The 14,799-nt window shown below is 52.4% G+C and carries 11 protein-coding genes; all 11 read left to right on the top strand.

Annotated features, from left to right (window positions below; genetic code table 11):
- The first annotated feature begins 149 nt into the window (after positions 1 to 149).
- The 11 genes from rseP to truB all read left to right on the top strand — a co-directional run bounded on the left by rseP (position 150) and on the right by truB (position 14,769).
- Positions 150 to 1,424, top strand: a complete 1,275-nt coding sequence (gene rseP, locus KQI79_RS07155; RefSeq protein ID WP_216537544.1) for an RIP metalloprotease RseP — start codon at positions 150 to 152, stop codon at positions 1,422 to 1,424.
- A gap of 90 nt (positions 1,425 to 1,514) precedes the next feature.
- Entirely contained in the window at positions 1,515 to 2,963 is a 1,449-nt protein-coding gene (gene proS, locus KQI79_RS07160; protein WP_216537545.1) for a proline--tRNA ligase, read from the top strand.
- 127 nt (positions 2,964 to 3,090) lie between these two features.
- Positions 3,091 to 7,404, top strand: a complete 4,314-nt coding sequence (locus KQI79_RS07165) for a PolC-type DNA polymerase III (protein ID WP_216537546.1) — start codon at positions 3,091 to 3,093, stop codon at positions 7,402 to 7,404.
- Between the two features lie 183 nt (positions 7,405 to 7,587).
- On the top strand, positions 7,588 to 8,049 hold the full coding sequence (gene rimP, locus KQI79_RS07170; protein WP_216537547.1) for a ribosome maturation factor RimP: 462 nt from the start codon (positions 7,588 to 7,590) through the stop codon (positions 8,047 to 8,049).
- A 38-nt stretch (positions 8,050 to 8,087) separates the two neighbouring features.
- Positions 8,088 to 9,185, top strand: coding sequence for a transcription termination factor NusA (nusA, locus tag KQI79_RS07175; RefSeq protein ID WP_216537548.1), 1,098 nt, complete (start codon positions 8,088 to 8,090; stop codon positions 9,183 to 9,185).
- Between the two features lie 23 nt (positions 9,186 to 9,208).
- Positions 9,209 to 9,520, top strand: coding sequence for an RNase P modulator RnpM (gene rnpM / locus KQI79_RS07180; protein ID WP_216537549.1), 312 nt, complete (start codon positions 9,209 to 9,211; stop codon positions 9,518 to 9,520).
- Positions 9,517 to 9,840 (top strand): L7Ae/L30e/S12e/Gadd45 family ribosomal protein, encoded by a 324-nt coding sequence (locus tag KQI79_RS07185; RefSeq protein WP_216537550.1) that lies wholly within the window; start codon positions 9,517 to 9,519, stop codon positions 9,838 to 9,840. Before rnpM ends, KQI79_RS07185 begins: the two co-directional genes overlap by 4 nt.
- Positions 9,833 to 12,439, top strand: a complete 2,607-nt coding sequence (infB, locus tag KQI79_RS07190; RefSeq protein ID WP_216537551.1) for a translation initiation factor IF-2 — start codon at positions 9,833 to 9,835, stop codon at positions 12,437 to 12,439. Before KQI79_RS07185 ends, infB begins: the two co-directional genes overlap by 8 nt.
- Positions 12,440 to 12,456: 17 nt before the next feature.
- Positions 12,457 to 12,804 carry a 30S ribosome-binding factor RbfA gene (gene rbfA / locus KQI79_RS07195; RefSeq protein ID WP_216537552.1) on the top strand — a complete coding sequence of 116 codons (348 nt, stop codon included), beginning with the start codon at positions 12,457 to 12,459 and terminating at the stop codon, positions 12,802 to 12,804.
- 25 nt (positions 12,805 to 12,829) lie between these two features.
- Complete coding sequence (locus tag KQI79_RS07200; RefSeq protein ID WP_216537593.1) at positions 12,830 to 13,807, top strand: DHH family phosphoesterase; 978 nt, start codon at positions 12,830 to 12,832, stop codon at positions 13,805 to 13,807.
- Positions 13,804 to 14,769 (top strand): tRNA pseudouridine(55) synthase TruB, encoded by a 966-nt coding sequence (truB, locus tag KQI79_RS07205; protein ID WP_216537553.1) that lies wholly within the window; start codon positions 13,804 to 13,806, stop codon positions 14,767 to 14,769. Before KQI79_RS07200 ends, truB begins: the two co-directional genes overlap by 4 nt.
- Positions 14,770 to 14,799 lie beyond the last annotated feature (30 nt).

Below are 14,799 nucleotides of genomic sequence, written 5' to 3' on the forward strand. Positions count from 1 at the left end.
ACGCTTCGAATGCGATAACGATTCTCCGATGAAATTGCGGGAGAAGGATTCTTATGTTCGGCATCGGAGAATAATATGAAGTGTAGGAAACGATTGGACATGGCATCGTTTCGCTTCGAAAAGGCAGATAAAGGGGGTTTGCGTAACCTGTGGAAATGGTTCAAGTCATCTTTTTGACCGTGCTTGTGTTTTTTGTCATCGTTACGGTACATGAATGGGGACATTTTTATTTTGCGAAACGCGCCGGCATTCTTGTGCGGGAGTTTGCGATCGGCTTTGGTCCAAAGCTGTTTTCTTATACGAAGAATGAAACCCGTTATACGCTCAGATTGCTGCCGATCGGCGGTTATGTGCGAATGGCGGGCGAAGACCCGGAAATCGTGCAAATCCAACCCGGACAAACGATTGCCGTACGGCTGGCCGATGAAGCGGTAACGTATTTGTATCTCGATCAATTGGACAGCCGTAAAAATGTGATCCGCGGCGAAGTCGAAGAAATCGATATCGAAAACGAATTGTTCGTGAAGCTGAATGTGGACGGCGACGTCCAGCGCTATGCGGTTCATCCGCAAGCGATGATGGTGACAAAAGGCCAGGAAACGCAAATTGCGCCGAAAAACCGCCAATTCGGAAGCAAAACGGTCGGGCAAAGGGCAATGTCTATTTTCGCCGGGCCGATGATGAACTTTATTCTTGCTTTTGTGCTATTCGGCGTCTATATTCAAATGATGGGCATTCCCGTGGAAAACCCGACCTATGTGAAAGTCGGCGAGATTACAGCAGGCATGCCGGCTTCCAAAGTGGATTTGAAGCCCGGCGATATCATTGAAACGGTGAATGGGATAAGCATTGGAGCCGATTCTGAGAAAATGATCGCGCTCATTCTGGATTCGGCCGACAAACCGATGAAATGGACCGTGCTTCGCGGCGATCGCCGATTCGAAATCGAGATCACGCCCGTTCGCGTCGAAGGCGCGGAAGGGGGCAAAGTCGGGATTGTGCCGGAATTGCCGACCCGCACTGCATCGATCGGCGAAACGCTGCGATATTCGGGCAAAGCGATGGTAAGCTCGACGAAAACGATTTTCGAAGGATTCCGGAAACTTATTTTTGGCGAATTCAAGCTTGACGATTTGGGAGGCCCGGTTCGCACCTTCGAAATGACCGGCCAAATCGCGAAACAGGGCATCGAGAAATTAACGTTCTGGGCTGCGATATTAAGCTTGTATCTGGGGATATTCAATCTGTTGCCGATTCCGGCGCTCGACGGCAGCCGCCTTGTTTTTCTGGGCTTTGAAGCCGTGCGGGGGCGGCCGGTGGATCCGAACCGCGAAAGCATCGTGCATTTTATCGGCTTCGCCATGTTGATGCTGCTCATGCTGGCGGTGACATACAACGATATTTTGCGTTTGGTGAAAGGATAATCGGCATCGTTTGTCGAATTTACTCAAACAGGGGACTTTGGGAACAACCTCGTACCGAGGTTTATCGTTATGGGAGGCAGTTGGAATCGTATGTCAAAAGAGAAGCAATTCGTTACAGAAATTACGCCGCAGCACGAAGATTTTTCGCGTTGGTACATCGATGTCATCAAAAAGGCGGATTTAATGGATTATTCGCCCGTACGCGGATGCATCGTATTCCGTCCGGACGGGTTTGAAATTTGGGAACATATTCAAGGCGAGTTGGACAGACGTTTCAAAGAAACGGGCCATCGCAACGCCTATTTCCCGATTTTTATTCCGGAAAGCTTTTTCCAGAAGGAAAAAGAGCATGTGGAAGGCTTTAACCCGGAATTGCCGTGGGTAACGGAAGCGGGCGGCGAGAAATTGGAGGAACGCCTGGCGATTCGTCCGACGTCGGAGACGATGATCGGCCATATGTACGCCAAATGGATTCAATCGTACCGCGATTTGCCGGTGCTCATCAATCAATGGGCCAATGTCGTGCGCTGGGAAAAACGGACGCTTCCGTTCCTGCGGACAAGCGAATTTCTATGGCAGGAAGGCCATACGGCGCATGAAACGGAAGAAGAAGCGCGCCAAGAAACGATGCAAATGTTGGAAATTTACCGCGATTTTGTAGAAAATTTTTTGGCGATCCCGGTCATTTCCGGCCAGAAGACGCCTTCCGAGAAATTCGCCGGCGCGGTCGACACTTATTCGATCGAGGCGATGATGAAAGACGGGCGGGCCGTGCAAGCGGGCACTTCCCATTACATGGGCACGAACTTCGCGGTTGCCTTCGACATTCAATATTTAAGCCGGGACAATAATCTCGAGTATGTCCATACGACGTCCTGGGGCGTCAGCACGCGCCTCATCGGTTCGCTCATTATGGTGCACGGCGACGACCGCGGTCTTGCGCTCCCGCCGAAAGTGGCGCCGACGCAAGTGATCATGATTCCGATCGGGCCGCCGAAAGCGCGCGAGCAAGTGCTTGCCAGAACGGACGAGCTGTACGCGGAATTGAAAGCTGCGGGAATTCGCGTTCGCGTGGACGACCGGGCGGACGTAAGCCCGGGATGGAAATTTAACGAATATGAAATGCGCGGCGTTCCGCTCCGTCTGGAGCTCGGGCCTCGCGATTTGGACAACGGCGTGGCGGTGCTCGTGTCCCGGATTTCCGGCGAGAAGCGCGTCGTGCCGCAAGATAATCTGGTCGCGGAAGTGCAAAGTATGTTGGACCAAATTCACCGGGAAATGTACGAGCGCGCCAAACAGTTCCGCGACGACAATTTCTTGTCCGTCGATTCGTTAGATGAGATGAAGACGCTGATGGAAAATAAGCGCGGATTCGTGCTCGCCGGCTGGTGCGGTTCGGCCGCCTGCGAAAAGCAAGTGAAAGAAGAGACGGGGGCGACGAGCCGCAACATTCCGTTCGAACCCGCCGAACGAAAGGCAAGCTGCCTCGTATGCGGCGATGCGGCGCAGCATACGGTTGTTTTTGCCCGTGCATATTAGAAGAGGCGGATAACGCAATTTTTCCGGAAAGCTTCTCACGAAGAAAACTCGATGACGAATCGATTGATTCTTTTGCGGAAGCTTTTCGTTTTTTTTCGCAGCATGTGGGGAAACGGGGGGAGATGTTATGAGCAATATCGGGGATAAGAGGAAGCGGTTCGAAATTTTGATGCAGCAAGCGCAAATTCCGGCGCAGATGATCGAGGCTTGTTTTACGGACGGGCACATCGAGCGCGTCGAATGCAGCGAAACGAACCGGGAATGGACGATATACATAAGCAAGGAGACGGTCGTTCCGGCGGAAGCGTATCGCGCCTTTTGCCTGCAAATTCAAGAGCGCCTTGCTCATATCGCGAAGATTAAGCTGATTTTCCAATATTCGGAGCATGTGCCGGTTGCCGACGTGGTTCAAACTTACTGGGGCTTGTTTATCGAATGGGTGCAGCGGGAAATCGCTTCGGTCAACGGATGGATGGCTCGCGCGAAGCTGGAAGTGGATGGACGAGCGGTCGTCGTTACGATGCTCGATTCCACAACGCTGGAGTTGGCCCGCAAAAAACAGATCGATACGGCGATCGTTCGTTTTTTCGAAACTTATTTTCAAACTTCGCTGCACGTCAAGCTGCAGGCAGGGCAGTTCGATCAAGAGGCTTACGAACAGTTCCAGCAGAAAATCGTCGAAGAAGAGCGCGAAGTGGTGCAGCAGATCGTGACGAGCATCGAAGCGGAGACCGAAACGATCTCGAGCGATGAGGAACTGACGCTGAAGATCGGGTACGACATTAAGGATCAGCCTGTTTCGCTGCAGGATATTCAAGAAGAAGAAAGCAAAATCACGGTGCAAGGATCCGTATTCGGTTTGGATATGCGCGAATTGCGAAACGGCAGTCATTTATATATGTTTAATGTGACCGATTTTACCGATTCGATCCAGATGAAAATGTTCGTCAAAAACAAAGACGACATGAAAGCGCTCAGCCTGCTGTCGAACGGGAAATGGATCAAGGCGCGCGGCCGCGTGGAAATGGATCGGTTCAATCCGCAGCCGGAGCTTGTCATGATCCCTTCGGATTTGCATGAGATTAAAGCGCCCCCCGAACGGCAAGACAAGGCGGAGCAGAAACGGGTCGAATTCCATTTGCATACGACGATGAGCACGATGGACGCGGTAACTCCGATCGACGCCTATATTAAAACGGCGGCCAAGTGGGGACATAAAGCGATCGCGGTGACCGATCACGGCGGCGTGCAATGTTACCCGGAAGCGGATAAGGCGGCGAGAAAAAACGGCATCAAAATGATATACGGCGTCGAGGCCAATGTCGTCAATGACGGCGTGGCCGTCGTGATGAACCCGCAGCCGATCGAACTGAAAACGGCCACTTATATCGTATTCGATATTGAGACGACTGGATTGTCCGTCGTCAACAATAAAATTATCGAGATCGCCGGCGTTAAAATGAGCGAAGGCAAGGAAATCGACCGGTTCGCGAAATTTGTCAATCCGCATGAACGGATTCCGTACAATATTCAGCAATTGACAAATATTACGGACGAGATGGTCAAGGACGCGCCGGAGCTCGAACCGGTCATGCGGGAATTCGTCGAATTTGTCGGCGATTCGGTGCTTGTCGCCCATAACGCGCGCTTCGATATCGGCTTTATTCAAGCGGCATGCAAGCAGATCGGATTGCCGGAGCTGACGAACCCGGTGCTCGATACGCTCGAACTGGCGCGACTGCTTCATCCCTCGATGAAAAACCACCGCTTGAATACGCTCGCGGACAAATATAAAGTTTCGCTCGAGAATCATCACCGCGCCATCGACGATTCGATCGCATTGGGCGGCGTGATGTTCGGCCTGCTGCAGGATGCGGCGCAAATGCGGAATATTACGATGCTTGACCGGCTGAACGATTATGTCGGCAGCGATCTATCCAATGCGAGACCGTTCCATTGCAACATTTACGCTTTGAATGCGACCGGGAAGAAAAATTTATTCAAGTTGATTTCTATGTCTCATACCGAATATTTCAAACGGGTGCCATGCATTCCGAAAAGCAAACTCTCGGAAATGCGCGAAGGCCTGTTGATCGTCTCCGGCTGCGAAAAAGGGGAGATGTTCGAAACGGTTCTCAATAAATCGCCGGAAGAAGCCGAGCAAGTGGCGGAATTTTACGACGTGCTGGAAATACAGCCTTTATGCATGTATGCCCATTTGGCGGATAAAGGGCTTGTCGGCAGCATGGCCGATATCGAGAACGCTTTGAAGCGCATTTGCGACATCGGCGCCAAACAGAACAAACCGGTCATTGCGACGGGAAATGTGCATTATTTGCATCCGCGCGATAAATTGTTCCGGGATATTACGATACACGGCATTACCGGCTTTAGCCCGCTTAAGGACATTCGGAAACCGGACGCCCATTTTCGTACGACGGATGAGATGCTCCGCGAATTTTCGTTCCTCGGCGAGGATAAGGCATATGAAGTCGTCGTAATGAATACGAATGAACTGGCTGAACGCTTCGAAGAAATTGAAATGTTTCCGAAAAAACTGTTCACCCCGAATATCGAGGGGGCGGATGATGAAATCCGCAATACATGCTACGACACCGCGAGGCGGATTTACGGCGAGCCGTTGCCGGACGTGGTCGTACAGCGATTGGAGAAGGAGCTCGTTCCGATTATCAAATACGGTTTCTCGGCGAACTACCTCATTTCCGAACGGCTCGTCAAAAAATCGAATCAGGACGGATATTTGGTCGGCTCCCGGGGTTCGGTCGGGTCGTCCGTCGTCGCGACGTTTCTCGGCATCTCCGAGGTAAATCCGCTGCCTGCGCATTATCTATGCAAAAATCCGGCCTGCAAGCATAGCGAATGGTTTCTCGACGGCAGCGTGCCGAGCGGATTCGACTTGCCGGACAAGCCTTGCCCGAAATGCGGCGAGATGTTGAAGGGCGAAGGCCAGGATATTCCGTTTGAGACGTTCCTCGGTTTTAAAGGCGACAAAGTTCCCGATATCGACTTGAACTTTTCCGGGGAATATCAGCCGCACGCGCATAATTATACGAAAGTGCTGTTCGGGGAGAAGAACGTATTTCGCGCCGGAACGATCGGCACCGTCGCCGAGAAGACGGCGTTCGGTTTTACGAAAAAATATGAAGAAGACCATCACAAGAAATGGCGCAACGCCGAGCTTGCCCGGCTCGCAAGCGGCTGTACGGGCGTGAAGCGCAGCACGGGCCAGCATCCCGGCGGCATCGTCGTCGTGCCGGACTATATCGAAGTGGAAGATATTACGCCGGTGCAATACCCGGCCGACGATACGAGCGCGGAATGGAAGACGACTCATTTCGATTATCACGCGTTCGACGCCAATTTGCTCAAGCTCGACATTCTCGGGCACGACGATCCGACGATGATGCGGATGCTGCAAGATTTGACGGGCGTAGATCCGACGACGATTCCGATGAACGATCCGAAAGTGATGAGCATGTTCAATTCGACGGAAGCGCTTGGAGTGACGCCGGAGCAAATCCGTTCTCCCGTCGCGACGTTCGGCGTGCCGGAGATGGGCACGAAGTTCGTGCGGCAAATGCTGGAGGAATCGCAGCCGTCTTCGTTTGCCGACTTGCTGCAAATATCCGGCTTGTCGCACGGAACGGGCGTATGGCTCGGCAACGCGCAAGAATTGATTAAGAACGGGACATGCAACATCAAGACCGTAATCGGCTGCCGCGACGATATTATGCTCTATTTGATCTATAAGGCGGGAATGGATGCCTCTCTTGCGTTTACCATTACGGAAAGCGTACGGAAAGGGAAAGGACTGACGCCGGAATGGATCGAAGAGATGAAACGTTGCAAGGTGCCGCAATGGTATATCGATTCTTGCTTGAAAATCCAGTACATGTTCCCGAAGGCGCACGCGGCCGCTTATGTTATATCCGCCGTCCGGACCGCTTACTTCAAGCTTTATTATCCGATCGCTTATTATGCGACTTATTTTTCCGTACGGGCGGAAGATTTCGATATCGAGCTTTGCTGCCAAGGGTATGACGCGATTAACCGCAAAATCGATGAAATCGAGCAAAAAGGGTTTCAGGCGACGACGAAAGAAAAAAATATGATTTCCATTCTTGAAATGGCGCTCGAAATGACAGCGCGCGGTTTTTCGTTCAAAGGAATCGACCTGTATCGCTCGGATGCGACCCGGTTTGTCATCGACGGCGATTCGCTCATTCCGCCGTTCTCGGCGATTCAAGGGATCGGGGAGAACGCGGCGCGCAATATCGCCGCATCCCGCGAAGGCGGCGAATTCCTGTCGATCGAAGATTTCCAGGCGAAATCGAAAGCGAGCAAAACCATCGTGGAGACGCTGACGCAAATGGGCTGTTTCCGCGGTTTGCCGGAAAGCAATCAGCTCTCGTTGTTCTAATGCCTTCCTTGCCGTGCGAGCGAGAGCAACCCATTTTGCCATGCAAGAACCTCTACTTGTCAAGAAAGCCAACCTATGGTATAATTTTTAACATTGATCGAGATAAAACACTAGTGACGAAGAGTGGGGAAACCCACTCTTTACTCGTTGGTATACAGATAAAACTTTTAGGAGGGTAATCGCTTGAGCGCACCGAAGATTAAATCGGTAGTAGAAGAAATGGTTCAACCGTTTTTGGACGAAAACGGATTTGAGTTGGTTGATGTCGAATATGTAAAGGAAGGAAGCAGTTGGTTTTTGCGCGTATTTGTCGATAAGGAAGGCGGCATCGATATCGAAGACTGCGGCCGGATCAGCGAGTATTTAAGCGCAAAGCTGGATGAGCAGGACCCGATTCCCGACGCGTATTTCCTCGAGGTTTCTTCGCCTGGCGCGGAACGTCCGCTCAAAAAAGCGGAAGACGTCCGCAAGGCGGTCGGAAAAAACGTATTTGTCACTACATACGAGCCGATCGGCGGGGCCAAAGAATTCGAAGGAGAACTGCTTTCGTTTGACGGGGAGCAGCTCGTCGTCGATACCGGCAACGCGCCTGTCGCCATTCCGTATGCGAAAGTGGCCAGCGCCAGATTGGCTATTTTATTTTAACCATTAGCGGACCGAATGAAAGGGGGAGCCAATCCATCATGAGCATGGATTTCATTGAAGCATTGAATGAGATTGAAAAGGAGAAGGGAATCAGCAAAGATATTTTGCTCGAAGCGATTGAAGCGGCGCTGATTTCAAGTTACAAACGAAACTTTAATACGGCGCAAAACGTGCGCGTGGATATGAATCGCTATAACGGCGTCATCAAAGTATTCGCGCGCAAAACGGTCGTCGAAGAAGTTCTGGATCCGCGCCTGGAAATTTCCTTGGAAGCCGCGCGCGAGATCAACCCGAACTTTCAGTTGGACGACATCGCGGAGATCGAAGTCACGCCGCGCGATTTCGGACGTATTGCGGCGCAAACGGCGAAACAGGTCGTCACGCAGCGGATACGCGAAGCGGAACGCGGACTGATCTACAACGCTTTCATCGAGAAAGAGGAAGATATCGTCACAGGCATCGTGCAGCGTCAGGATTTGCGCAACATATACGTCGATCTGGGCAAAATCGAGGCGCTGCTTCCGCTGAACGAATTAATGCCGAACGAAAAGTTCAAACAAGGCGACCGCATCAAAGCATATATTACAAAGGTGGAAAATACGACCAAAGGACCGCAAATTTTGCTGTCCCGAACTCATCCCGGATTGTTGAAGAGGTTATTCGAGCTGGAAGTGCCTGAAATTTTCGACGGCGTCGTTGAAATTCGTTCGGTTGCCAGAGAGGCGGGATTCCGTTCGAAAATTGCGGTGTACTCCCGCAATCCCGAAGTGGATCCGGTCGGTTCCTGCGTCGGGCCGAAAGGGATGCGCGTTCAGACGATCGTGAACGAACTCAAGGGCGAGAAAATCGATATCGTTTGCTGGTCGGAATCGGTAGAAGAGTATGTCGCGAATGCGCTCAGCCCTTCCAAAGTGCTGGAGGTGCAAGTATTCGAACAGGACAAAATGGCGCGCGTTATCGTGCCGGATTACCAGCTCTCGCTCGCGATCGGCATTAAAGGACAAAATGCGCGTCTCGCCGCCAAATTGACCGGCTGGAAAATCGACATCAAGAGCGAAACGCAAGCGGAGCAAGAGTACGGCAGACCGAAAACGCCGACGGAAGAAATGCCGCAAGATTCCGCTTCGTTCGAATAAACCGGGAAAGGCGGGGGAAGGCAATGAGACCGAGAAAGATACCGCTGCGCAAATGCGTTGCATGCCAGCAGATGATGGCGAAAAAGGAATTGATCCGGGTTGTCAAGACGCCGCAGGACGAAGTGCTGATCGATCTTACCGGGAAAAAGGCGGGCCGCGGCGCTTACTTGTGCGGCAAGCTGTCTTGCTTTAAACTGGCCCACAAAAACAGGGCGCTCGATCGCGCGCTTAAGCATCAGGTGCAACCGGAAATTTACACGCAGCTCGAGCAGGACTTTATCCGCGTGGAAGATGAATTTATCGCGGGCAAGGAGCGGGCGGAACAGGATACATGACCAAATTATTATCTTATCTAGGACTTGCAATGCGGGCAGGCAAGCTGGTAACAGGGGATGAAATCGTTCATAAGGCGCTTCGTTCCGGCGATCTGGAATTGGTGATCGTTGCGGGCGACGCTTCTGAAAATACGAAGAAGAAATTTCGTGACAAATGCCATACGTATCGGGTTCCGCTCTTGATCGGCCTGGATCGCTTCGCGATCGGCGCAAGCATCGGGAAAGCGGACCGTGTCGTTGTCGGCGTGTCGGATTCGGGTTTTGCCCGAATGATGCGCGAGCAATTGGCGATTATGTCGGAGGTGGAGTATATTGAGTAAACAAGACAACAAAGATAATAAAGATAAGTTGAGGGTTTATGAATACGCGAAGTCGCTCAATATGAGCAGCAAAGAGATCATTACGATCCTGAAGCGGTTGAATATTCCGGTCAACAATCATATGAGCGTGATGGAGAACGATGCCGTAGCGAGGGTGGAGCAATTTTTCCGCGACATTAAGGCGAACGCGGCGGCCAAACGCGCGGCGCAAGAAAGCGGGGCTCAGACCGCCCAAGTATCCGCGGCGGCCAAACCGGGCGCGGCTTCTTCGAATGCGGCCGGTACGGCTGCGGCAGCGAAGCCGAATCATCAACCCCAGCAAGAGAAGCAAGCTTCGGCGAGAAAAGAAGGCGGAGCGGGCCAAGGACAAGGAAGATCGCAACAGCACAGCCGCGACGGGCACCGGGAGCAACAACAAAATCGACAACGTGAAAAGCAGGTAGGTATGAATACACAACGGACACAGGAACAGCGGAAACAACAAGGAAATGCAGGACAAGGGCAAGGAAGACAACAAGGCCAAAACAACGGAAATCAGGGCAATAACCAACATGGCGGCAATCAGCGTCAAGGCAGACCGGCATTCCAGCAGCAGCAAAGCCGTCCCGAATCGGGCAGACCGCAAGGCGGACAGCAGCCGAACCGCAATCAACCGAAGGTTCAAGGGAACGATAGCCACGATTCGACACCGGCATTCAACAAATCGAAGAAGACGAAATTGAATCCAAGACGGTTTGACGATAATAAAGTAAGCAATTATAAAGGAAATCAGAACAACAAGGGCGGCCGCAACAAATTCGGCAAAGGCCAGCATCAAGCGCAAGAAAAACGCGAAAAAATCGACAATACGCCGAAAAAGATTATCGTGCGCGGCACGATGACGGTAGGCGAAACGGCGAAGTTGCTGCATAAGGACGCCTCGGAAGTGATCAAAAAACTCATGTTCCTCGGCGTCATGGCGACGATTAACCAAGAGCTTGATCTGGATACGATCCAACTGCTCGCTTCCGATTTCAATGTCGAAGTGGAATTGAAAATTCCGGTCGAGGAAGACCGGTTTGAAACGATTGAAGAAAACGACGACGAAGCGGATCTGATTGAACGTCCTCCGGTCGTCACGATTATGGGACATGTCGATCACGGGAAAACGACGCTGCTCGACGCCATCCGCTCTACGAACGTAAGCAGCAGCGAAGCCGGCGGCATTACGCAGCATATCGGCGCGTATCAGGTGGAAATTAACAAGAAGAAAATTACATTCCTCGATACGCCGGGCCACGAAGCGTTTACGACGATGCGAGCCCGCGGAGCGCAAGTTACCGATATTACGATTATCGTCGTCGCCGCAGACGACGGTGTGATGCCGCAAACGGTAGAGGCGATCAGCCATGCCAAAGCGGCGAACGTACCGATTATCGTGGCGGTGAACAAAATCGACAAGCCGACTGCGAATCCGGACAAAGTGAAGCAGGAATTGACGGAATACGAACTGGTGCCGGAAGAGTGGGGCGGAGACACGATCTTTGTCAACGTATCCGCGAAGCAGCGGATGGGACTGGAAAGCTTGCTCGAAATGATTCTGCTCGTAGCCGAAGTGAACGAATTCAAGGCTAACCCGAACAAGCGCGCGCGCGGTACCGTGATCGAAGCGGAGTTGGACAAAGGCCGCGGACCGGTGGCCCGCATTCTCGTTCAGCACGGTACGCTGAAAGTCGGCGACGCATTCGTGGCGGGCAACTGCTTCGGCCGCGTTCGTGCGATGGTGAACGATAAAGGCAGACGCCTGAAGGAAGCGGGACCGTCCACACCGATTGAAATTACCGGATTGACGGAAGTTCCGCAAGCCGGCGATCCGTTCATGGCGTTCGAGGACGAGCGGAAAGCGCGGTCTATCGCGGAAAAACGCGCGATCACGCAGCGCCAGAGCGAATTGAACGTCAGTACGCGCGTCACGCTTGACGATTTATTCAAGCATATTAAAGAAGGCGAGATTAAAGACTTGAACGTCATCATTAAAGGGGACGTGCAAGGTTCTGTCGAGGCGCTGAAAGGTTCGCTCGAGAAAATCGAAGTGGAAGGCGTCCGCGTGAAAATCATTCATAGCGGTGCGGGTGCGATTACCGAATCCGATGTCATTTTGGCCGCCGCTTCCAATGCGATCGTGATCGGCTTCAACGTCCGTCCGGAACCGCAGGCGAAAATTACGGCCGAGCAGGAGAAGGTGGATGTGCGGCTGCATCGCGTCATCTATAACGTCATCGAAGAGATCGAACAGGCGATGAAAGGGATGCTCGATCCGGTTTATAGAGAGAGCGTTATCGGACATGCGGAAGTGCGGAATACGTTTAAAATTAGCAAAATCGGTACGATTGCGGGCTGCATGGTAACGTCCGGCAAAATTACCCGCAATGCGGAAGCTCGTTTGATCCGCGACGGCATCGTCATTTTTGAAGGAAAAATCGATTCGCTTAAACGTTTTAAAGATGACGCGAAAGAAGTGGCGCAAGGCTACGAATGCGGCATCACATTAGAACGGTTCAACGATGTGAAAGAAGGAGACATTGTTGAAGCCTTTGTCATGGAAACGGTAGAGCGGTAATAAAGAGGTGAATGACCATGGCTAAAATTCGGGTCGGACGGGTCGGCGAACAGCTCAAAAAGGAGCTTAGCGGACTGATTCAAACCGAATTGAAAGATCCCCGCGTCGGCTTCGTGACGGTGACGGGGGTTGAAGTAACGAATGATTTGTCGCAAGCGAAAGTATATTTAAGCGTGCTCGGAGACGAACAGCAAAAAGAGGATACGCTTAAGGCGTTAATGAAAGCAAACGGTTTTTTGCGGTCCGAACTGGGCAAACGAATCCGGCTTCGCCATACGCCGGAGCTCGTATTTAAGTTCGATACGTCGATCGAATACGGCAGCCGAATCGAGAAGCTGTTGGACGAAATTAAACATGAGGAATGAAACGCCGATGAACGATCCGATTAGCTTGGAGCATTATGAGCGGCAGTTAGAAGAAGCGCGTCAATTTATCGCGGCCCGCGACGACTTTCTGGTGGTGTCCCACGTTCAACCGGACGGCGACGCCGCCAGTTCGACCGTAGCGGTCGGATGGCTGCTCGCGCAGCTCGGCAAAACGTTTTGCATGATTAACGAAGGTTCCGTTCCGCAAAGATTGAGTTATCTATGGTCGTACGACCGGATCGTCAATTATGCGGAACAGCCGCCCCGGCGTCAATTTCAAAACGTCATTTGCGTCGATTGCGCCGATTTCGCGCGCGTCGGCAAAGTCGGCCAGTTGTTTGCCGAAGGCGCGGATGTGCTTAATATTGATCACCACCCGACGAATGACAGCTACGGGTCGGTCAATCTCATTAAAGCCGATGCCGCGGCGACGGCGGAAATTTTGTTCGATTTGCTGAAGCGGTTCGAAATCGAGTGGAGCCTCGATATTGCGGAAGCCATTTACACCGGCTTATTAACGGATACGGGAGGATTCCGCTACTCCAATACGACGCCAAAAGTGATGGCCGCGGCCTCCGAACTGCTGCAGTATGGGGTCAAAGGACATCAACTCGCCGATCATTTGCTCGAACAGTTGACGATGCCGCATGTTTTGCTGCTGACAAAGGCGTTGTCCCGCTTGTCGTTTGCCGCGAATAACAAAATCGGGTGGATATACGTTACGCCGGAAGATATGCGGGAAACCGGCGCGGTGAACGACGATCTGGAAGGTCTCGTCAACTATCCGCGCAACATTGAAGGCGTCGAGGTCGGCATCTTGTTCAAGCAAATCGACAACGAGGCGGTTAAGGTCAGCATGCGTTCCGGACCTGGGGCCAACGTTGCGGAAATTGCGCATTCTCTTGGCGGAGGCGGTCATGTCAGAGCGGCCGGCTGCAAAGTATACGGCGCTTTGGACGATGTGATCAAACAAGTGATTGAGCGGGTGAAGCAAGCTTTATGAGTGAAACAGATTTTCAATCCCCAAATCATAGAATATTACAAAGCTTTCAGGCAGACGGAATATTGCCCGTATGGAAACCGGCCGGTTGGACTTCGCACGATGTCGTCGCCAAAGCGCGTCGCCTGCTGCGCATGAAGCGGATTGGGCATACCGGCACGTTGGATCCTATGGTTACGGGAGTGCTCCCGCTATGTCTCGGCAGAGCGACGCGATTAGTGGAATATTTGCAGGAACTGCCGAAGGAATATGAGGCGGTAATGCGTTTAGGCATCGCGACGGATACGGAAGATATGTCGGGGCAAACGATCGAACGGCAGGAGCGCGTCGATGTCACGGAAGAGCAGGTCCGGGCGGCGCTCGCCCTGTTTGTCGGGACGATCGAGCAAGTGCCTCCGATGTACTCCGCCGTCAAAGTCGACGGCAAACGGCTTTACGAATTGGCGAGAGAAGGACGGGAAGTGGAGCGCAACCCGCGGAATGTGACAATACATGCGTTGGAACTGCTGCGTTGCGAGTTGAACGGTCCGGAGCCGGAAATCCATTTCCGCGTCGTCTGTTCCAAAGGGACTTATATCCGTACATTATGCGTCGATATCGGGAAAGCGCTCGGCCTGCCGGCAACGATGGCTTCGCTAGTTCGAACGATGTCCGCTCATATTCGATCCGAGTCATGTTTGACGTTGGAACAGATCGAATCCGCCGTAGAGGCGGGGAAACTGCACGAATTGTTGATTCCGATGGACCGCGCCGTCCGCCATTTGCCGGCGCATACGGTCGCCGCCGAGAAGGCCGAGCAAGCGTTGCAAGGTCAAAAGTTATCCGTAAGGGCGGTATCGCCAGCGGTGGAAGCGCTTGGCCTCATCCGTTTATATTCGCCCGACGGGCAATTTTTCGGCATTTACGAACGGGAAGAACATAAAGGTTATATTCGGCCGGTGAAAGTATTTCTTCCGCATCTCTAACTTGGATGAAAGGAATTGCAGGTGACATAA

This window comes from Paenibacillus sp. MSJ-34, from assembly GCF_018918005.1.
Taxonomy (GTDB): Bacteria; Bacillota; Bacilli; order Paenibacillales; family Paenibacillaceae; genus MSJ-34.